Raw genomic sequence first — 20,046 nt, forward strand, 5'->3', positions numbered from 1 at the left:
GGGCAGTGGGCAGTGGGCAGTGGGCAGTGGGCAGTGGGCAGTGGGCAGTGGGCAGTGGGCAGTGGGCAGTGAACGCTTTTTCTGCCAACTGGCTACTGTCAACTGCCAACTTGTAATACTTGGCTCGCAAGCGAATTACATAGGTTATATGGAGCTCTTAACCGGAATTGAACCGGTGACCTCATCCTTACCAAGGATGCGCTCTACCGACTGAGCTATAAGAGCATGAATCTCAAAAAAGAACGAAAGAGATGCAATCTGGAGCGGGTAGCGGGAATCGAACCCGCATCATCAGCTTGGAAGGCTGAGGTTCTACCATTGAACTATACCCGCACAAACAAACCTTATTTATGCAGAAGCTTCAATACATCCAACAAAGAATACAAGAGAAGCCAGCAGTCTCCAAGCATCAAGAATCAGTTTTTCGATTTACTTAACACAAGGAAGTGAAATCTGGTGGTGGGGGCTGGATTCGAACCAGCGAAGCTTTCGCGTCAGATTTACAGTCTGATCCCTTTGGCCACTCGGGAACCCCACCAGATGCTGCGCTATTTTATTCAGGAAGTTTTCTTTGTCAACCCGGCTTTTCCTCTTCAGCAACCATGTTAATTGGTCACCTCCGTTTGTCGTCCTGGCTAACTGTCTCCCTGAGCAGCGAGGCGTATACTAGAGAAACTCTTGGTCCGTTGCAATGCTTTTACATCACTTTTTTCAGTGCATCATTCTTCTTGCAGGCCGTTCTTAAGGTTTTCAATTCAGGAAACTGGTCAGTAGCCTCATCCCAGAATGACGTACTCAGCTTTTCTTCTACTGCGGCATCCATCTCAAGCCACCATTGCTCAGGAACTCTGGGCAGGGACTTGATCGCGACCTCATAGCCCGCATCCATTAAGCGACGACTTACGGCTTTTGCAAATTCACTGCGGGAAAAAAGCCCCAACGAGATCCCATTGGTCAGTTCGCCCTGGGTAATCACAAAGCTGTCGATTCTCTGGGCCTGAAGTTCCCTTAACAGCCGTATTGCCGCATCCCTGCTGGCCAGTGGCGGTATATGAACCCAGTAATCCTGCTGCTGACTGCTTTCGTCTGCACGCTCTTTGCTGCTAACACCTACGGCAAACAGGCGCTGCTGCAACTCATCCACCTCGATCACATTGGCCAAAGGCCCGACGATCAGACATTCTTGGACGGTATCACCGGAATACAGCGAGGTTTCCAACGTTGGCTGAACTTCAGTCTCATTTCGCAGAGACTGAAGATAATCTTCCGTCTCAGTCAACAGAACCAGTCGCTCACCTGCGGCTTCGGTATAGGCACTATCACTCTCAGGCAGCCAGTAACCCACCCTGGACTCCTGCCATGAGCCCCAGGCAAAGTAACTGATATTGGCAAACACAAGAAAAATTACTGTCAAACGCATTTTATATAACGGAGTTACTCCCCTCCTGTTCGAAAGCAAGCGCCAGACCATCCATCACCAGCGCGGGATGATGGTAACACTCACCCAGATACGGCTGAATCAAGGTAGCGTCACCTCCGGTGAGATAAACCGGGCAGTCTTTGCCGCAAGCCGTTTTATACTGCGCCTGTTGTGTATTAATCATGGCTACGGCCATGGCCAGAATACCGTTGTTAATGCACCCGGCAGTGCTTGTTCCGGGCATTATCGTTGATGCTTCTGCTGCTACCATGGGAAGTTGTGCTGTCCTGGTGTGCAGCATGCTCTTCATCAGGCCGACACCCGGTACAATATAGCCGCCCAGGTGGTTCCCGCCGTCACTCAACAAGTCAATGGTAATGGCAGTACCACAGCTCACCACCATTTTTTTGCAGGGCTCTTTATTCTCTGCCCTGTCCAGATGATGGGCCGCCAGCATAGCCAGCCAGCGATCAACGCCCAGACCAGGATAGGCAGCTTTCACGCCCCGGCACTGCTCTTTAACCTCGGCCTTTAACAGGGATACATTAAAGTGCTGATTAACCGCAGTACTCAACTGCGCAAAACGCTCATCACCGGAGACGATGGCCGCCCTGGCCGAATCGACCGGCCCAATTTGATCCAGCAGCTTTGGCAATTCGTGTTGCCAGTCTTCGCTGTTGGCAAGAAAGCCATGGGAAGTGATGTGGCCGCTATTCAGTAGCCGCCATTTTAATCGGCTATTGCCTGCATCCAGTTCCAGAATTCTCATGATGACTTGCTCTTTGTGGGTGACGCGGCCTTTAATGAAACCTCACCGCCATTGAAAGTCATCATACCTTCACGGGTCTGCAATAACAGTCCACCATGACCATTCACCCCGGAAGCTACGCCAGACAACGTTTTACCGGAAGCGTCCAGGACAACCTCCTGCCCGGCAAAAGCATCATAGCGCTCCCACTGGTCTTTGAAATGGCTGAAGCCCTGATGACTGAAAATATCCAGGGTACGGCACAACTCGTTGATCAACTCACTGGCTACCTGATTTCGGCTCACTGTGGTACCACACACCCGCTGCATATCCACTGCGGGCTGGCTGATACTGTTGATCTGTTGCTGGCTCAGGGCAATATTGACGCCAATACCGATGATCACCTCGCAGTCTCCGGTGGGGTCTCCGTGCACTTCCAGCAGGATGCCACTCAGCTTGCGAAAACCGTCGGGGGAGTTCCACAGCAGATCATTAGGCCACTTCAGTTTGAGATCACCGCCACCGCTGCGTTCAAGCGCTTTCAGTACAGCCAGACCGACCGCCAGGCTCAGCCCTTCCAGGGATGCCATACCAGCACTGTAAAACCAACGTACAGACATGCTGATGGTCGAACCAAAGGGGTTATCCCAGGCTCTGCCCCGCCGACCACGGCCGCTGGTCTGATATTCTGCCAGACACACCTCTTTTATTAACGGGCTGGCAACAGGAATCTCTCTGACCAGATCATTGGTGGATGCTGTTTTCAAACAGGTGTGGACCGCCACCGACTCTCTGGCGGATGGGGCCAGGGCATTGAGAATACGTTCACTATCCAGCAACTCAACTCCCGGGTGCAGCCGGTACCCCCGGCCTTTGACTGAATCAATTTGCAGGCCGAGCGTTTCCAGCATTTTCAGTTTTTTCCAGATCGCAGCGCGACTGATCCCCAGCGCCCTGCCCAGCGCTTCACCGGAGTGGAAACCGCCATCAGCCAGAAGTTCTAATACCTTTTCCATTTATAGGAAATCCACATACCTGTCAGGAAACTGAATATTATATCAGGCCAGAGCATTAAGCGGACCCAATGCCTGATAGCTTCTCCCGGGAACTCTGCTCTATACTGCACTTTCTCCAACAAAAACAGATGGATCAGGGAAACCGCCGATGAGCATTTTCAAGTCCCACATCACCCGGATGAGCGCCTATTCTCCGCCACTTGAAGGCAGAAACCCTCATCACAATCTGCTGTTGGACTTTAATGAGAGAACGCTGCCCGTCAGTGAGCATGTCAAACAGGCACTGATTGACTATATCAATGATGATCGTCTGCAGGTGTACCCATCCTATGGCGACCTGACCCGGAAAATCGCTGACTATGCAGGCGTCGATGAACCCCAGGTCATGATCACTAATGGTTCTGACCAGGGCATTGATATTATTATCCGTGCGGCCTGTACAGAAGGTGATGACATCATCATCCCCGGCCCAACCTTCGCGATGTACCACCAGTGCGCCAATATTGAAAAGCTGAACATTATTGAGCCTGACTATACGCGGGAAACCGGCTTTCCGGTTAACGCAGTATTGGACGCCATCACCGCAAAAACCCGGCTGATTGTCATCGCCAACCCGAACAACCCCAGCGGCACGCAAATCCAGCGTGAAGATATTCTGACCATTGCCAGGTCCGCACCCAATACCGCCCTGCTGGTTGATGAATGCTACTTTGAATACTCTCAGGCCACCGTGGCGGATGCGGTTATGGCATACCCGAATATTCTGGTCACACGCACCTTCTCTAAAACCTGGGGCCTGCCTTCCATTCGCCTGGGCTATGTGATCAGCCACCCTGACAACATCCGGGCGCTGCTGAATATCCGTGGCCCTTATGATGTTAACCAGTTTGCTGCCGTGGCCATCAATGCCGCCCTGGACCATCCGGAGTATACCCGTCAGTACGTCAGGGAAGTTATGGAGTCATCCAAGCCCTTGTTTGAGCATTTCCTTGATCAACAGGCCATTCCCTATTGGCCCAGTGCGGCCAATTTCATCTGGGCATTTCCGGATAATCCTGAGGTCATTGAGCTGCACCTGCGCAGCCATGGCATCCTTGTTCGCCCAAAGTCTGACCAGACTGGGCGAAAGGGTCTGAGAATAACACTGGGTGATATTGCCCAGACCCGGCAGCTGATCGAGAGGATTCAGGAGGGGCTTTCCATTGCCGGAGCCGCTTGACTGGCTAAGGGCGCTTTACTGGCTAAGGGCTCTTTATTGGCTGAAGGCTCTTCCAACTCCCGCACATCATGCGTCATGCGCATTGGGCAGAAGTTTGGTCCGCACATGGAACAGAAACCCGCATCCTTGGCGCTGTCCTGAGGGAGGGTTTCGTCGTGGTAGGCTTTTGCGGTATCCGGATCCAGGGCCAGGTTAAACTGGTCCTCCCAGCGGAACTCAAAACGGGCACGGGACAGCGCATCATCCCTTAGTTGTGCCCCCGGATGACCTTTGGCGACATCTGCCGCATGGGCAGCAATTTTGTAGGCGATCAATCCCTGTTTCACATCCTCACGATTGGGCAGGCCAAGGTGCTCTTTTGGTGTCACATAACAGAGCATTGCACAACCAAACCAGCCAATCATCGCTGCACCGATCCCGGAAGTAATATGGTCATAGCCGGGGGCGATATCCGTCGTCAGTGGACCCAGCGTGTAAAAGGGTGCCTCGTGGCAATACTCCAGCTGTTTATCCATATTTTCCTGAATCAGGTGCATCGGTATATGCCCGGGGCCTTCAATCATCACCTGCACATCATGTGCCCAGGCTTTCTTTGTCAGTTCACCCAACGTTTTCAGTTCGGCAAACTGTGCCGCATCGTTGGCATCAGCCACCGATCCCGGGCGCAGCCCATCCCCTAATGAAAGCGTAATGTCGTATGCCTTGCATATCTCGCAGATCTCATCAAAGTGTTCATAGAGGAAGTTTTCGCTGTCATGCATTTCACACCACTGCCCGAGAATCCCACCGCCCCTGGAAACAATACCGGTCACCCGATCAGTGGTCAGTTTCACATGGTCTCTCAGCGTTCCGGCATGAATGGTGAAATAATCTACCCCCTGCTCTGCCTGCTCAATCAAGGTGTCCTTCATCACCTCCCAATTAAGATCCGCTACCTTGCCGTTTACTTTCTCCAGTGTTTGATAAATAGGCACGGTGCCAATCGGTACCGGTGAGTTTCTGATAATCCACTCCCGGGTTTCATGGATATGTTTACCGGTGGAAAGATCCATCACCGTATCGGCCCCCCAGCGGGTTGCCCAGAGCAGTTTTTCAACTTCTTCCTCTATGGTAGACGTCACCGGTGAATTACCAATATTGGCATTAACCTTCACCAGAAAGTTACGGCCGATAATCATTGGCTCTGCTTCGGGATGGTTAATATTCGCGGGTATCACCGCACGACCGGTTGCCACCTCCTGACGAACAAATTCGGGGGTTATCTTTGCTTCAGGCCTTCCCATGTTTTCCCTGATGGCGATATATTCCATCTCCGGTGTGATTATTCCCTGCCTGGCATAATGGAGCTGAGTCACATTTCTTCCAGACAGGGCACATCTGACGGGGGCAGATGACTGAAAGCGCACCGGCTCAACCTGAATATCCTGTTTTCGTCGCAATGCATAGGTTGAAGACTGGGCACTCAACTCTTCTGAGTCTTCTCGTGCCCGTATCCATTCTGAACGGATAGGCGGCAGGCCCTTAAGCAGATCCAGGCAGTATTCCGGATCAGTATAAGGACCGGATGTGTCGTACACCCGAACGGCAGATTCAGTGGATAACTTACTGTACTCTCCGTGTCTCTGCCCAATGGTTATTTCCCGCAGGCCCACACGAATATCATGGCGGCTGCCGGGAAGGTAAATTTTCCGTGAAGCAGGAAATGAACGACAGGCTTCTACCAGAAGTGACTGACTGTCAGCAATTGGAGCACGCATCTGAATACCCTGAAGTTGAGAGTTACCGACCATGAATATCCCTTATCTATTGTTATTGGTATGGCTTGCCGGTGTCTCAGGCCAGAGAAAAGGAATAGACGGTTTTTGCTAGCTTGACTCGTCAAGGTTAGCAAGAAGCTGCTTGATTTAAAGCAAAACAATGCTTTGAGATATTAAAGGCATGATTGGCCAAAAGCGTGATCAGCCATCCACCAGATAGCAACCCGGTACTCTCTTCTCTTGTTCCCTTCGCAGGTATTACCCTGAGCAGGTTCAACGAATTTGCTGCACATATATCCGATAAAATGCAGCGATCTCAGCTTTCGCACTCCGACAAGATGGGAAGATTATAAAGGCACCCTCACTGAAAAAGTAGTACCGGGTCAGGAATAATCCCCTTCCAGCTCTTTAAGCAACTTGCCCATATATTCCCTGAGGTAATCCGAATTCCGCTCTGCCATTCTGCGTCCGGCGGACGTCTGCATGGTGTCAGACAGCTTCAGCAACTTCACCTGGAAATGATCCAGCGCGTATTCACGATCATCAAGGGCCCGGTGCTCAGCCAGTGGGTCTTCGGGGTCGAACATTTTTCGCCGCAGCAGGCCCGATGTATAAAAAACCCGGGCCAGCCCGATAGCTCCCAGAGCCTCCATCCGATCAGCATCCTGAACCACTTTGGCTTCAATGGTTTCGGGCGCAATGCCCGCAGAATAGCTGTGACTGGCCACCGAGTGACAGACGTTATCAATCAACTCAGCAGGAAACCCCATATCCTCAAGGCAGGTTCTGGTCTTTATGGCAGCCAGCGAAGAGGCCCTGGACCTCTCAGGATGATCTTTTGGCAACACCACAATATCGTGAAAGTAGCAGGCAGCGAGAACCACCAGTGGATTCACAGACACCTGCTCCAGATCCATGATCTGCTGCGCCGTTTTCCAGACCCGCTGAAAATGGGAAAAGTCATGGGAGTGGTCATCATGGTCGTGGTGCATGGATTGTAGCCAGACGATAATTTTCTGCTCCCAGGTACTCAGGGTGTCGCTGCTGCTATTGCTCATGAGTTCAAAAAGACTGTAAGTGGAGGGATAAATTTAAATGAATGAAATTATTTAAAGTGATTGTACTGTGGCTGCGGAATATTTTCAGCGCATGATTTATATCGGTGACTGTATGCGGTAACGGGCAACCGTACAGGTACTCCACCCCTCAAAGCGATCAAGTGTCATCCCCAGTTGTTGCATAACGCCCTGGGCAAACTCATTAGTGGGGGTTGTATAAGAAATAATCTCTTCCATACCCAGCTGGTTAAAGCCGAATTGAGTCACTGCCTCAACAGCTTCCAGCACCAGCCCCTGTCCGCGGTAAGCGGGTAAAAAGCGCCAGCTCATCTCAATATGCTTGCCATAGGGAGAAAAGCCACAATAGCCAATTAGCTGGTTATTCTCTTTGAATACCACCGCCCAGCGCGACCACCCCCATTTATCCAGTTCCGCCTGGTAGCGCCACAACTCGGTTTCTGCAAGGCTTGCGGGCTCTGTGGCCATGGCATCTGAGGCACCGGGAGGTGTTTCGCCCAGTAAGGCGGAGTACGCATCGATATCCTGTAACTGCCAGGTACGAAGTATCAGACGGGGCGTATCAGTAACAATCAGCACGGTAAAATAGTCTCCAGAAACTTTGCTCCAACAAAATAATTACTCCGCCATTTGGACAGTTAGATGATCTGAAAGTTCTCATTAATCAGATGACCCGATGAATACAACTGACTGATTTATTGATACTAATATCAAGAAAAACAACTGCCTTCGTCAGACCAGAGAATGCCAATAGATCATCAGGCAAAACCTGAACCCAGACCACCTGATGATCAGGCAAAAGCGAAGAGAGCCTGAAACTGCAACCTTTTACGAGCAGATGTTGATTTCACAGGCTGTGCAACTTCTTTCCCTATATTAGTGTGCGCAGATTGTCAAAAGTTCCCTGATTCTATAAACCGGAAACGGATGGCTAAATCCGGGCTCCATGCCTCCGCTATCGAAAGCAGCCTAAGTAGTTGGCCAAATGGAATCGTATATTTCTGGCTAAGTGGGCAGTTGCTATGCAAGGCGCAACGTAGGGAGCATAGCCGTAGCTATGTGACCGGAGTTGCAACGCCGCAGAGTGACTGACAACTTAGTCAGAAATATATGATTTCATTTGGTTAACTACTTATGCCCACCTCAAATCAGGCATTCCAATACCGTTAATATCCTGCTGGTGATGTTTTGCAATTTCGGGGCAGGGCCTTTCGGAATGATCCGGGTCGGGTTAATTCCTGTACGACTGTGATAATAATGTCGTCTTATGCAGGAAAAATCTGTGCTGTATACCGGCAAAACCGACTCGCCAATGAGACACTGCAATCCATTAAAAAAGCCTTACTGCACAGGCAGTTAGATGATAGAAAGAGTTATAGGCACATCACTCTTGCCTTAACAGCAATGTAGAGTTATACCTGTTTTCAACCGCTGACAGGCAAAGGAACTGCCAGTAACTGGCGATATTAACCAGGGCGTGTATTTCGAATGTAAAGTGGAGAATAACAAGTGGCTATCGTTTCCATACCTGAGCCTGAAAAACAGATCACACTGGGCATCAGCTCCTGCCTTTTGGGCCATAAAGTGCGCTATAACGGTGGGCACAAACGCTCGTCTTTTTGTGTCAACACGCTGGATAAATTCTTCCACTTTGAGCCGGTCTGTCCTGAGATGGCTATCGGGCTGGGAACCCCCAGAGAGCCCATCCGGCTGGTCGGCCAACTGGCTGAAGCATCACAAACTACCGGCCAAAGTTCATCGTCTGCACCCGATAAACAGTTGCAAATCCGGGTAGTCGGCACTGAAAATTCCAGTCTGGATGTAACGGATGCTCTGACGCAGTATGGTCATGATATGTCTGATCAGCTATCACACATTTGCGGCTATATTCTGATGCAGAAGTCCCCCAGCTGTGGCATGGCAAGGGTCAAGGTGTACCATGAAAATGGCCACCCGCTGGGCGAAAGTTCACCCGGAGCCTATGCCAGGGCATTTATGGAGAGCAACCCGCTGCTGCCAATAGAAGAAGAAGGCAGGCTGCACGACCCGATACTCTGTGAAAATTTTTTCACCCGGGTTTACGCCTATGACCGTTGGCAGAAAACCGTGATGGCAGAGCCATCTTATGCCGCCCTGGTCGACTTTCATTCTACTCACAAGTACATGATCATGGCCCATTATCCCCAGGGGTATGAGTTACTTGGCCAAATCGTGGCCAAAGGCAGCAAAGCGAATCTGCATGAACTGCTGGAGGAGTACCTGCGCAGCTTTATGAGCGCCCTGAAACGACGGGCCAATCGAAAATCTCACACCAATGCCATGATGCATATCCTCGGATATGTGAAAAAGAGCGTCGATGGCAAAGAGAGAAAGCAGCTGCTGACGCTGATTGAAGAGTACCGTCAGGAAATGATCCCCCTTATTGCCCCGATGACCATGCTACGGCATTTCATAGACAATCATGGTAGTGTATATATTCAACGACAAACCTACCTGACACCTCACCCGGATCAGCTGGGCTTGCGCAACCGGATATGATGATCAGTGCCAATAAAAGAAAAAGGAAAAAAGATGTCCATCTGGAAAAGGCCTTACAGTCCTGAAACCGCGGTATTCAAGGAAAACATGTGTGACCATTTGGGTATTGAGATTACCGAAGTAGGAGACGACTTTCTCCGGGGCACCATGCCAGTTGACCGCAGAACCATTCAGCCCATGGGACTGCTGCATGGTGGTGCCTCGGTGGTTCTCGCTGAAACACTGGGCAGTATTGCCGCCAACCTGTGCTGTGAAGACGGAGCCTACTGTGTTGGCCTGGAAATCAACGCCAATCATCTTCGGTCAGCCACGTCCGGAAAAGTGACCGGCACAACACGCCCCATTCATATCGGCCGCAGTACCCAGGTGTGGGAGATCAAGATTGAGGATGACCAGGGCAGGCCCACCTGTATATCCCGTATTACCATGGCAACCAAGAAAATATAATCAATAAGAAGGAACCACAAAGGCACAGAGACACAAAGTTTTTCTGGGAGCTGCGCATAGTCAGCAAAAGACTTCTTTGTGCCATTGTGTCTCTGTGGTGCAAAATTCATTTGGCTTTTGCAACATCCTCCCGAAATGCATCAAGCAATTGCTTTTCCAGCTTAATCTGATCTTCAGCAAACTTTCTGATACCCTCAGCCAGCTTTTCCGTTGCCATGGCATCGTCGTTCATCGCCCAGCGAAATGCAGCCTCATCCAGAACCACTTTTTCATCACTACACACTGGCGAGTCGGCAAACAACTTTTGTTCAAGCAGTTGCTCGGATGATTCCAGCTGATCGAGAAGGTCCGGACCAATCGTCAGGCAGTCACAACCGGCTAACTCAGTAATCTCACCGGTATTTCGGAAGCTGGCTCCCATCACCACGGTGTTGTAGCCATGTTGTTTGAAGTAGTTGTAGATACGGGTGACCGACTGAACGCCAGGGTCTTGTGAAGCAGTAAAATTCCGGCCTTCTGCTTTTTTGTACCAGTCGAGAATCCGGCCAACAAACGGGGAGATCAAATAAGCACCGGCTTCGGCACAGGCTTGAGCCTGGGCAAAACTGAACAGCAAGGTCAGATTACAACGAAAACCTTCTTTTTCCAGAACCTCCGCCGCTTTGATACCTTCCCAGGTAGACGCTATTTTGATCAGCACCCGCTCACTGTCAGCGCCCTGCTCTTTATAGAGATCAATCAGCTGTCTGGCCTTTTGAATCGTCGCGTCCGTATTAAACGACAGTCGTGCATCCACTTCCGTTGACACAAAGCCCGGCACTACCTGCTGAATCTCTTTGCCAATACCGACCGTCAACCAGTCACAGGCATAACGGGCACTGACCGCTTTTTCTGTAGAATGGTTGCGCCCAAAGGCAATGGCTTCATCAACCAGCTTTTTATACGCCGGTAGCTGCGCGGCTTTTAAAATCAGTGAAGGATTGGTCGTCGCATCAACCGGCTGGTAGCGACGAATGGCTTCGATATCACCGGTATCGGCCACAACCTTGGTCATTTTTTTTAATTGGTCGAGCTGATTTTGCATACTGTACCTTCTTCCAGCCAAGCAAACAGCTGGGTGCATGGAGCCTGATAAGCGCTTTAAAAGTTTACCATCAATGTTTTCGTCTTTAATCAACGAGGGTATCCGTATTCACCTTTTATATCAAAGAAATACCAGCATCATGAGGTATCCGGGGTTGCCGCAGCATCGGCAATTTCCTGATCGCACTGAATAAATTCCTCAACCTCAAACCGATAGGGAATAGACGACTGAGAACCAGCACTCATGACCGAAAGGCCAGCACTGGCATTGGCAAAGAAAACTGCTTCCCCAAGCGATTTTCCTTCCGCCAGGGCCACCAGCAGTGCACCGTTAAATGTATCGTCAGCCGCCGTTGTATCAACCGCCTTAACCGGAAACCCGGGAACCATCAGCCCTTCAGGATGGCCTGAAGTCATTGATGATGCATAGGCCCCATACTGCCCCATGGTGATCACTACGTCAGTAATACCTTTCTCATGCAATAGGGTAGCAGCCTGGGTTGCCGACGTTTCATCCAGCACTTTAATACCGGTAAGAAGGTCTGCCTCCGTCTGATCAGGCGTAATCAAATCCACAGTCGGTAAGTCATCCCCGGAACACGGTTTGACAGATGCGGGGCTCAAGACAACTTTAGTATGGCTTCCCCCGGCAATATGAGCAGCCTGTCGCATGACAGATTCAGGAATCCCCTGCTGCAAGAGCAGATAATCTGCACCAGCGATCAAACTATGTTTCTGCTCAATATACTCTTCACTCAGGCAGCCATTAGCGCCAGCAGAGATGCCAACCATATTTTCGCCTTTGGCATTCACGAACATCAGGGCCACCCCTGTTTGGGCATCCACTATTTCAGTAATTGCGGATGTATCAATACCTTCAGCACTCAGTTGCTGTACTATTTCCCGCCCCGGATCATCCTGCCCGATCGCTGCCATCATAAGTGTATTGCCGCCAAGGCGGGCACAGGCTACCGCCTGATTAGCACCTTTGCCCCCTGCCATAATGTCGTAAGATGAAGCGGTGATGGTCTGGCCTGGTTTGGGAAAACAATCAACCCTCAGAACATGGTCAACATTAATACTGCCTAGCACGAGAATCTGCTTACTCATATCACCACCGGTGAAAATCAGGCTGACAACTTAATCAAGTGTAATGCAAATGTTGTTTTGGGTTAGGGGTTTTGTTGGAATCGAATTGGTAGTGGGCAGTGGGCAGTTGGTAGTTGGTTTTAGGGTAGGTCTTCAGGGGCGTTTTTCCCTTCTTTTTAATTTTGTCAGGTATAGCGTTACGGTGATGGCTATGGTCAGTAGCAGGTATTTGAGCCATGGCAGGGTGAGTAGCCAAATGGAGAGGCTTATGGTTAGCCAGAGGAAAATGACTGCGCGGATATATACTCTGGTGGAAATGCTGCGTTGATTAAGATATTGGCGTAGTGGGGGGTCCAGTGTTGGGTGGTTCAAGAGCCGGGCGTGAATGGTTGGAGATGAACGCAGGCTGAAAAAAACGGCTAATAATAGAAAGGGGGTGGTGGGTAGTAGTGGCAGGAAAATGCCGATACAACCCAGTGCAACACAGAGCAGGGCGCAGGCTTTAAAGGCGTACCAGAGTACCGGGTTGCGGATTAGAATACCGGGGGATTGGAGGGGCGAGGTTTTATCTCTTGAGTTCATGGTTATCGAAAGTCGATTCTGCGGGTACGCTTTACTCAAAAAATGCCTCTTGAATTTTGGTGACATAGGGCAGTTCAGCCAGGTTTTCCAGAGTCACCAGAAAATTGGGCTGATGAGTATCACCCACCACCAGATACTGCTGCTGATCACATTGTAAACGTCCGGGGGATTCTTCGTAGACAATTGCGGTTGGGTCAATGTACATCACCTGCCGTGCGGTATTCACATTGGCTGGAATACAGAACTCATAGCTCAGGGATCGCTTGCCACCCGCTGGGCCATAAAGGCCATCGGCATCCAGGCGGGTCAAGTCAAACTCTATCTTGGGCTGAATCTTTTCTCTGAGAACACCGTCCACATAACTACAGGCCGATAGTAAAAGCGCACTCAGCACAATGGCAAATAGCTTTGATATGTTCATGGGATTTCCAGTCGAGCGATGGTGCCTGTCATTATTACTTTTATTATTAAGAATGGCTTTCCCAAAGGAAAGCCAAACGTTAACACGACTGCAGAATATTATGCCAGCGGCTTGAGGCCTACGGCTTGACGAATAGGCGTCAGCACAGAAGCAGCTTCGGCCCGGGCCTTTTCAGCCCCTTTCAGCAGCTCTTTTTCGATAAATGCAGGATCTTCAATCAGCGCATTGTAACGTTCCCGGGGAGCTTGCAAGTGAGCATTCAGAAATTCAAACAACTCATTTTTCAGATCGCCCCAGCCAGCACCATCGGCGTATTGCTGACGTTTTACCTCAATCTGAGTGGCATCGGCAAATGCCGAGTAGATCTGGAAAAGTGTGCAGGTATCCGGGTCTTTCGGCTCACCCGGCTCCAGTGAGTTGGTTTTGATCTTGCGAACCAGCTTCAGCAGCTTCTTTTCAGGGACAAAAAGCGGGATGGTATTATCGTAGCTTTTGCTCATTTTACGACCATCAAGACCATTCAGCACAGCCGTGGTTTCACCCACCACCGCTTCCGGCAAAACGAACCGGGTCTGGTAATGATGATTCATACGACCGGCAATATCCCGGGCCATCTCAATATGCTGGACCTGATCACGCCCCACCGGCACCTTATGGGCATTGAACATAAGAATATCCGCCGCCATCAGCACCGGATAGCAGAACAGCCCCATGGTCACGCCCTTGTCCGGGTCCTGCTCTCCGGCTTCTTCATTAGCCTGAACCGCTGCCTTATAAGCATGGGCGCGGTTCATCAGGCCTTTGCCGGTCATGCAGCCCAGAATCCAGTTCAGCTCGGCAATTTCCGGGATGTCTGACTGACGGTAGAAGGTGACACGGTCCGTATCCAGACCCAGTGCCAGCCAGGTAGCGGCAATCTCCAGGGTAGACTGGTGGATTCGCCTGGGGTCACGGCCTTTGATCAGGGCATGATAGTCCGCCAGAAAGTAGTATGAAGCAATATCGTCACGCCAGCTTTCCTCAATGGCAGGCTTGATAGCCCCTACGTAGTTACCCAGGTGTGGTGTTCCAGTAGTTGTAATACCTGTCAGTACTTTCGTTTTACTCATGAGTTCACTCGCACAGCGACGATTTAACCTGGCCTGACGCGCAGACCAGAAAGAAGGTTAGAAAAGGGCAGCATTATAAAAGAGCGCCGCCCTCTCTCACAATAGACACCTGATTCTCATGGTGACATAGACATGTTTTTAGCAGCAGACACCCGATGCCGACCAATAATGGCACGCAGACGCAAGGTCAAAAGGATGGCACTCATGGTCAATGCACTCACCAGACCAATCCATAAGCCATGAGGCCCCATTGGTGCCACAATCCAGTCGGTCAGCCCGAGAATATAGCCCACAGGTAACGCTACGCCCCAACAGGCAAACAGAATCATCGCCATGGGAACCCGGGTATCTTTATAGCCACGAAGCGCACCAATAGCCGCAATCTGAATACCATCAGCGTATTGGAACAGTGCCGCATAAACCAGCAGCTGAGCAGCCAGAATGGCCACCTCTGTGTTCTGTGTATAGATTGAGGTCACCACCCCTGGCAGAAACAACATCACGGCAGCACTGAGGGTGGCACTGACCAGCGTCGTGACAATACCCGCATAGCTGGAGTAGGCGGCCTGCGCAGTTTTACCGGCACCCAGTGCCTGCCCGACACGAATGGTCAGCCCCATGGAAAGACTCAACGGCACCATAAAGGTCAGTGAAGTAAAATTAAGGGCAATCTGATGCCCTGCTACCACGATGGCACCTAATTTCCCGATCAGCAGAGCCACCACCGAAAAGATACTGGCTTCAAAGAAAATGGCCAGACCGATAGGCACACCCAGCGTTAGCAGGCCGGAAATAATGCTCAGACCAGGCCAGTCCCACTGGTCAAACAGGCCAATTTTACGATGTTGCTGAGCCAGCATCGTGTATGCCGCCATCATCAGGAACATGGCCCAGAAGCAAACGGCTGTTGCATAACCACAGCCAACGCCGCCCAGCTCCGGGAACCCGAACTTGCCATAAATCAGTACATAGTTCAGCGGAATATTCAGAGCCAGGGCAATAAAACTGAACACCATGCCGGGCTTGGTTTTACCCATTCCTTCGCAGTAGCAGTTAAGCGCCTGGAACAAACAAATCGCCGGAATACCCCAGGCCAGCGCTTTCAGATACTCCAGCGTTTTACCCGCCATCGCAGGCCCAACCTGCAACCATTGCAATACGACATCGGATTGGTAAATAAAACCCAGGGCCAACAGGCTCATCAGCAGGGCAATCCATAACCCCTGACGCACCTGACCAGCAATCTCTCCGGTTTGACCTGCACCGTACAGATGGGCAACCGTGGGCGTAATGGCCATTAATATGCCACGGATTAACAGGTAGACCGGCACCCAGGTACTGGAGCCAATGGCAATAGAGGCCAGATCCAGGGCTGAATATTGCCCGGCCATACTGGTGTCGACAAATGTCATACCGGTGGTTGCCAGTTGGGCCCCCATGATAGGTCCGGCCAAATACATTAATTCACCAAGTTCGCCGCGATAGCGGGCAAAAGCTGAAAGATTGTTGCTCATTGTTGCTCACAGAATAGAAACCCACGGCAGACAGAGCCGGGGAGAAGAATTATATATTCTATTAATGAATCAAAAAATGACTGGATTGGATATTTCGAAATAATACTAAACTTAAGTAGCTGACCATATGGAATCATATATTTCTGGCTACTTGGGCAGGTGCTATGTGAGGCACAACGGAGGGAGCATAGCCGTAGCTATGTGACCGGAGTTGTAACGAAGCACGACTGCATGGATGCAGGAGCTAGAGCAACGCAGGAGCAGTTGCCGGGAGTGCCTGAACAAGGAGTCAGAAATATATGATTTCATATGGTTAGCTACTTATCTCTTTTTAAGAGCTTTAAGTCTGTTAATATCAGCAGCAACCTCCTCCATCGCAGATGCTACAAATTCTTTCACTTCTTCATTAGTTGTTTCATTAAGATCATAGTTGGGTTCAATGTAATCCTTGGAAAGATAATGCTCTAAATGCCTGATAGCATTCTTCATTGTCTTCGTGATAGAGCGGATTTGTCCGGAGGTTAACTGTTTGCCGGAATCTAATGCTTCTCGACGTGAATTGAAATTTTCAACACCACGTCCGACATAAGTAGTAAATTTTGGGGCATGCATACCATTAATATAGGCATTCAACGCTTTAACCTGGCGATCTCCGAAATGCAGCGGGTCTCGTTTTTGAACTTCCGCAGGCATTCGCTCCTTTGAGGGGGCAGTTATCCCCCTGAGCACAATGCTTATTGCCTTATCCATTTTAAATCCCTCTTTAACAAAAACGTACTAAACAGCTGCCATGTATTAATACGGCAGATAAAGAAAGTACACCTTCACCAGAATGTCAAACTGGTTCTTAAGTCATGCTGGAAGAGAGCCGTTTATTGGCTCTTTTTCTCTTCCTTTTTCTCTTTTTGGGTTTCTTTATTTGCTCTCCTGAATATTCTTCGGCGGTAGCATAACCGCCATCTGAAAATAGCCCTCCTTCGTCAGCAGTAACATAAGCCTCATCGGCCACTCCCTCGCTACTGTCTAATACAGAACCATGAGCCTCCGGCTGAACGGCTAATTTTGTCGTTATTTGCTCAATAACTCTTTTCATTGAATCCTTATTCCAAAGCTTGTGCACCGGGATTTCAATGACTTCGAATCCTAATTTTTGCAGCAGCGCGATTTTCAGCAACGTTGCACCGTTCCTGGTTTTGAAATCACCGCTCACATAATGATAAGGTCCCTGAACATCAATCACCATGTTGTAATCTGGCAGTAGCAAGTCAACCGGAGGTAATGAGTTCAGACTCTTCTCTTCTTCAATCTGCAACGACGGAAGGCTTGATTGGAGTTGTTCGCGCAAGGTGGTTTGAGATTGTGAAATGTTTCTCTGGTAATAGGGGGCCATCGCACACGGTCTCCCAAGCCAACTGGCGGCCATGACCATGACGGTTTGCGCCTCTAAATTGTCCGGGAATGTACTTTCCAGGCGAGAAAATAGTTCACCTATGTGCTTTTCAAGCGGGTTTTTATTATTTCTACCAAAGCACAGATAAAACCTGGCACAGAATACCATGACTCCCCAGAGAGGCATCCATATATTTTGCTGGGAAAGCTGAGGGGTTTCACTGATTCTGGCGACCAGAGCATCGAACGTAGATTTAATCAGGTTCAGCTCAATGGCCTCACCCAGTTTTGCCAAGGCCCACAGCAGGTTGCCGATACCTTGAGGAATGAAGCGGTCTCTCTCTTCTTTTGATTCGGCTTTGGTTTTTACACGGTACAACAGCGCGGTCAGGGTCTCTTTGAGCTTCGCTGTCTTCTCCAGCTCCAGCCCGATGTCCCCCAGTTTCGCCAGGGCCCACACCAGGTTGGCGAGACCTTGAGCATTGAAGTGGTCTCTCTCGTCTTTTGATTCGGCTTTGGTTTTCACATGGTACAAAAGCGCGGCCAGAGCCTCTTTGAGGATCGCTGTCTGCTCCAGCTCCAGACCACTGTCCACCAGTTTTGCCAAGGCCCACAGCAGATTGACGATATGCTGAAGAATAAGGTGGTTTTTCTGTTCTTGGGCTTTGGTTTTCACATGGGGTAACAGCGCGTCTACCACCTCGGTGAGCTTTGGTACCTGCTCTGACTCCAGCCCATTGTCCACCAGTTTCGCCACAGCCCACAGCAGGTTGGCAATACCTTGAGTGTTGAAGTAGTCTTTCTTTTCTTTTGATTCGGCTTTGGTTTTCACATGGGGCAACAGCGCGGCCAAGGCCTCGTTTAGCGGCCCTGTCTTCTCAAGCTCCAGCCCCTTGTCCACCAGTTTTGCCAGAGCCCACAGCAGGTTGATGGTAGCTTGAGTGTTGAAGCGGTCTTTCTCTTCTTTTGATTCGGCTTTGGCCTTCACATGGGGCAACAGTGCGACTACAACCTCTTTGAGCTTTGGTGTTTTCTCCAGTTCCAGCCCGTTGTCCACCAATCTTGCCATGGCCCACAGCAGGTTACTGATATGCTGAGGAATAAAGTGGTCTTTCTCTTCTATTGATTTGGCTTTGGTTTTCACATTGGCCAGCAGCGCGGCCATGGCCTCTCTGAACTTCGGAGTCTTCTTCAGACCATTGTCCAACAATTTCGCCATGGCCCAAAGCAGGTTGGCGACTTCCTGTGGCTTGCAGTGGTCTTTCTCTTCTTTTGATTCAGCTTTGATTTTCACATGGGGCAACAGCCCGGCTATGGCCTCTTTTAGCTGCGCTGTCTTCTCCAGATCCAGCCCGTTTTCGACCAGTTTCGCCAGAGCCCACAGCAGGTTGGCGGTACCTTGAGAGCAGAAGTGGTCTTTTTCTTCTTTTGATTCGGCTTTCGTTTTCACATGGAGCAACAGCGCGGCCACAACTTCTTTGAGCTTCGGTGTCTTCTCCAGCTCCAGCCCGTTGTCTACCAGTTTTGCCACTGCCCACAGCAGGTTGGCGATATGCCGAGGAATAAAGCGGTCTTTCCCCTCTTTTGATTCGGCTTTGATTCTCACCCAGGGCAACAGCGCGGCCACGGCCTCTTTGAGCTTCGGTGTTTTCTCCAGCTCCAGCCCGTTACCAACCATTTTTGCCAGGGCCCACAGCAGGTTGGCGGTACCTTGGGCATCAATATCCCTGGCTTCAGGTTTTTGCTTGCACTTAACGATTACTGCATCAAGTAACGTTGACAATAAAGCTGCCTGAGCTTCCTTACTTTTCTCATTCATGTATTTATGAGGGGTAAAAACACCCGCTGACGTAAATGAATGAACCGTTGTCATCAGGCTTCTCCAGAGCCATCCGGGTGTCGCTTTAAAAGCGTGCAACAATGGTATCAGTTGGCATTGTTCACTACGATTTAATGGTCTTTTTGACCTTGATGTGTATTGTTTGATTGAACAGGCAAATTGACTGTGTTTTCTCCCATTACAGCGATCACCATATTGAGTGGATGTCCTCACCAGGTCATCCATTTTTGCTTGTGTGATGAGAGCATTAAAATCCTGAACAGGTTTTATTGAATGTCCTGGTGGATGGTTAGCAGAGCGGGCGTCAGAAGCAGGATAAAATTCATGACGCTCTGGGATATAGGAAAGTGGTGTATTCGTCCGCCTCACTGTGCCATACCTGTATCGCACACTCCCTGAGGCACCGGTACGATCATCCGGTTGATTATAATCATTACCTGATGTTGTGCATGTCCAACTTATACCAGCACCGCCTCTGTCCATAATTATATTTCATTAATTCATGGGAAATATAAAATGTAGACTAATCTACGGCACCAACAGGCATTAGTTTTTACTGGCTTTTTTTCTCTTTTTTGGTTTATTTATTTGCCCTTCCAACCCGCATATTGCATAACCCCAATTATTAGCAAGCTAAAAAGAGCTATGCGAAATTTGACAGGGCTGGAACAGCTGATTCTAAAGCGATTGTGACCGATTGGGCTTTTTCAGGCACAACTTCCCCTAACCCCATTATTTATAACGTGCCGGGACAGCACTATTTCATTATCCAGGAGAAAGCTGTCTGGCAAGACTCAT

17 protein-coding genes, 3 tRNA genes and 1 riboswitch are annotated in these 20,046 nt (G+C 50.0%); of the genes, 3 read left to right on the forward strand and 17 right to left on the reverse strand.

The window, feature by feature from the left end:
* Window positions 1-149: 149 nt before the first annotated feature.
* The 6 genes from ACO6UY_RS19195 to birA form a co-directional block, all read right to left on the reverse strand.
* A tRNA-Thr gene (locus ACO6UY_RS19195) sits at window positions 150-225 on the reverse strand.
* Window positions 226-259: 34 nt separating this feature from the next.
* Window positions 260-333, reverse strand: a tRNA-Gly gene (locus ACO6UY_RS19200).
* Between the two features lie 121 nt (window positions 334-454).
* Window positions 455-538 (reverse strand) — tRNA-Tyr (locus ACO6UY_RS19205).
* 159 nt (window positions 539-697) lie between these two features.
* Window positions 698-1,420 (reverse strand): SPOR domain-containing protein, encoded by a 723-nt coding sequence (locus tag ACO6UY_RS19210; protein ID WP_422447643.1) that lies wholly within the window; start codon window positions 1,418-1,420, stop codon window positions 698-700.
* Window position 1,421: 1 nt separating this feature from the next.
* Entirely contained in the window at window positions 1,422-2,189 is a 768-nt protein-coding gene (locus ACO6UY_RS19215; protein WP_422447645.1) for a type III pantothenate kinase, read from the reverse strand.
* On the reverse strand, window positions 2,186-3,184 hold the full coding sequence (gene birA / locus ACO6UY_RS19220) for a bifunctional biotin--[acetyl-CoA-carboxylase] ligase/biotin operon repressor BirA (RefSeq protein WP_422490909.1): 999 nt from the start codon (window positions 3,182-3,184) through the stop codon (window positions 2,186-2,188). The genes ACO6UY_RS19215 and birA overlap by 4 nt, the downstream gene beginning before the upstream one ends.
* A gap of 148 nt (window positions 3,185-3,332) precedes the next feature.
* Here birA and ACO6UY_RS19225 point away from each other — a divergent pair, with 148 nt between their 5' ends.
* Window positions 3,333-4,403 (forward strand): pyridoxal phosphate-dependent aminotransferase, encoded by a 1,071-nt coding sequence (locus ACO6UY_RS19225; protein ID WP_422447649.1) that lies wholly within the window; start codon window positions 3,333-3,335, stop codon window positions 4,401-4,403.
* Here the strand turns inward: ACO6UY_RS19225 and thiC are convergent.
* The 3 genes from thiC to ACO6UY_RS19240 all read right to left on the reverse strand — a co-directional run bounded on the left by thiC (window position 4,370) and on the right by ACO6UY_RS19240 (window position 7,815).
* Entirely contained in the window at window positions 4,370-6,193 is a 1,824-nt protein-coding gene (thiC, locus tag ACO6UY_RS19230) for a phosphomethylpyrimidine synthase ThiC (protein ID WP_422490910.1), read from the reverse strand. The genes ACO6UY_RS19225 and thiC overlap by 34 nt on opposite strands.
* A 194-nt stretch (window positions 6,194-6,387) precedes the next feature.
* Window positions 6,388-6,503, reverse strand: a riboswitch (TPP riboswitch).
* Window positions 6,504-6,543: 40 nt separating this feature from the next.
* A complete protein-coding gene (locus tag ACO6UY_RS19235; protein WP_422447653.1) occupies window positions 6,544-7,218 on the reverse strand; it encodes a phosphohydrolase in 675 nt (224 codons plus the stop codon).
* Window positions 7,219-7,314: 96 nt separating this feature from the next.
* Window positions 7,315-7,815: a GNAT family N-acetyltransferase gene (locus ACO6UY_RS19240; protein ID WP_422447655.1), complete on the reverse strand. Its 501-nt coding sequence runs from the start codon at window positions 7,813-7,815 to the stop codon at window positions 7,315-7,317.
* A gap of 930 nt (window positions 7,816-8,745) precedes the next feature.
* Here ACO6UY_RS19240 and ACO6UY_RS19245 point away from each other — a divergent pair.
* Together ACO6UY_RS19245 and ACO6UY_RS19250 are read left to right on the forward strand one after the other, a co-directional pair.
* Window positions 8,746-9,774: a YbgA family protein gene (locus tag ACO6UY_RS19245; protein ID WP_422447657.1), complete on the forward strand. Its 1,029-nt coding sequence runs from the start codon at window positions 8,746-8,748 to the stop codon at window positions 9,772-9,774.
* Window positions 9,775-9,807: 33 nt separating this feature from the next.
* Window positions 9,808-10,221: a hotdog fold thioesterase gene (locus ACO6UY_RS19250; RefSeq protein WP_422490912.1), complete on the forward strand. Its 414-nt coding sequence runs from the start codon at window positions 9,808-9,810 to the stop codon at window positions 10,219-10,221.
* A 106-nt stretch (window positions 10,222-10,327) separates the two neighbouring features.
* On the opposite strand, the gene tal is transcribed toward ACO6UY_RS19250, so the two are convergent.
* From tal to ACO6UY_RS19290, 8 genes are all read right to left on the reverse strand, one after another.
* Window positions 10,328-11,305, reverse strand: coding sequence for a transaldolase (gene tal, locus ACO6UY_RS19255; RefSeq protein ID WP_422490913.1), 978 nt, complete (start codon window positions 11,303-11,305; stop codon window positions 10,328-10,330).
* A 137-nt stretch (window positions 11,306-11,442) separates the two neighbouring features.
* Entirely contained in the window at window positions 11,443-12,414 is a 972-nt protein-coding gene (gene rbsK / locus ACO6UY_RS19260) for a ribokinase (RefSeq protein WP_422490915.1), read from the reverse strand.
* 132 nt (window positions 12,415-12,546) lie between these two features.
* On the reverse strand, window positions 12,547-12,975 hold the full coding sequence (locus ACO6UY_RS19265; RefSeq protein WP_422490916.1) for a YbaN family protein: 429 nt from the start codon (window positions 12,973-12,975) through the stop codon (window positions 12,547-12,549).
* 31 nt (window positions 12,976-13,006) lie between these two features.
* Window positions 13,007-13,396, reverse strand: coding sequence for a hypothetical protein (locus ACO6UY_RS19270; protein WP_422447665.1), 390 nt, complete (start codon window positions 13,394-13,396; stop codon window positions 13,007-13,009).
* A 98-nt stretch (window positions 13,397-13,494) separates the two neighbouring features.
* The gene (locus ACO6UY_RS19275; protein WP_422447667.1) at window positions 13,495-14,505 is read right to left on the reverse strand and encodes a tryptophan--tRNA ligase; all 1,011 of its coding nucleotides are present in this window, start codon (window positions 14,503-14,505) and stop codon (window positions 13,495-13,497) included.
* Window positions 14,506-14,621: 116 nt separating this feature from the next.
* Window positions 14,622-16,019, reverse strand: coding sequence for an MATE family efflux transporter (locus ACO6UY_RS19280; protein WP_422447669.1), 1,398 nt, complete (start codon window positions 16,017-16,019; stop codon window positions 14,622-14,624).
* Window positions 16,020-16,340: 321 nt separating this feature from the next.
* Complete coding sequence (locus ACO6UY_RS19285; RefSeq protein WP_422447671.1) at window positions 16,341-16,769, reverse strand: hypothetical protein; 429 nt, start codon at window positions 16,767-16,769, stop codon at window positions 16,341-16,343.
* Window positions 16,770-16,866: 97 nt separating this feature from the next.
* Window positions 16,867-19,731: an RAP domain-containing protein gene (locus ACO6UY_RS19290; protein ID WP_422467952.1), complete on the reverse strand. Its 2,865-nt coding sequence runs from the start codon at window positions 19,729-19,731 to the stop codon at window positions 16,867-16,869.
* Between the last annotated feature and the right edge of the window lie 315 nt (window positions 19,732-20,046).

Origin of the sequence: Endozoicomonas sp. ALE010 (assembly GCF_049310165.1) — a bacterium.
Lineage (GTDB): Bacteria > Pseudomonadota > Gammaproteobacteria > Pseudomonadales > Endozoicomonadaceae > Endozoicomonas.

Bases quoted from the DNA above. Each gene is read 5' to 3' on its own strand.
- ACO6UY_RS19215 (WP_422447645.1), bottom strand. From the start codon at position 2,189: ATGAGAATTCTGGAACTGGATGCAGGCAATAGCCGATTAAAATGGCGG.
- birA (WP_422490909.1), bottom strand. From the start codon at position 3,184: ATGGAAAAGGTATTAGAACTTCTGGCTGATGGCGGTTTCCACTCCGGT.
- ACO6UY_RS19235 (WP_422447653.1), bottom strand. From the start codon at position 7,218: ATGAGCAATAGCAGCAGCGACACCCTGAGTACCTGGGAGCAGAAAATT.
- ACO6UY_RS19225 (WP_422447649.1), top strand. From the start codon at position 3,333: ATGAGCATTTTCAAGTCCCACATCACCCGGATGAGCGCCTATTCTCCG.
- ACO6UY_RS19265 (WP_422490916.1), bottom strand. From the start codon at position 12,975: ATGAACTCAAGAGATAAAACCTCGCCCCTCCAATCCCCCGGTATTCTA.
- thiC (WP_422490910.1), bottom strand. From the start codon at position 6,193: ATGGTCGGTAACTCTCAACTTCAGGGTATTCAGATGCGTGCTCCAATT.
- tal (WP_422490913.1), bottom strand. From the start codon at position 11,305: ATGCAAAATCAGCTCGACCAATTAAAAAAAATGACCAAGGTTGTGGCC.
- ACO6UY_RS19285 (WP_422447671.1), bottom strand. From the start codon at position 16,769: ATGGATAAGGCAATAAGCATTGTGCTCAGGGGGATAACTGCCCCCTCA.
- ACO6UY_RS19290 (WP_422467952.1), bottom strand. From the start codon at position 19,731: ATGGACAGAGGCGGTGCTGGTATAAGTTGGACATGCACAACATCAGGT.
- ACO6UY_RS19275 (WP_422447667.1), bottom strand. From the start codon at position 14,505: ATGAGTAAAACGAAAGTACTGACAGGTATTACAACTACTGGAACACCA.
- ACO6UY_RS19280 (WP_422447669.1), bottom strand. From the start codon at position 16,019: ATGAGCAACAATCTTTCAGCTTTTGCCCGCTATCGCGGCGAACTTGGT.
- ACO6UY_RS19210 (WP_422447643.1), bottom strand. From the start codon at position 1,420: ATGCGTTTGACAGTAATTTTTCTTGTGTTTGCCAATATCAGTTACTTT.
- rbsK (WP_422490915.1), bottom strand. From the start codon at position 12,414: ATGAGTAAGCAGATTCTCGTGCTAGGCAGTATTAATGTTGACCATGTT.
- ACO6UY_RS19250 (WP_422490912.1), top strand. From the start codon at position 9,808: ATGTCCATCTGGAAAAGGCCTTACAGTCCTGAAACCGCGGTATTCAAG.
- ACO6UY_RS19270 (WP_422447665.1), bottom strand. From the start codon at position 13,396: ATGAACATATCAAAGCTATTTGCCATTGTGCTGAGTGCGCTTTTACTA.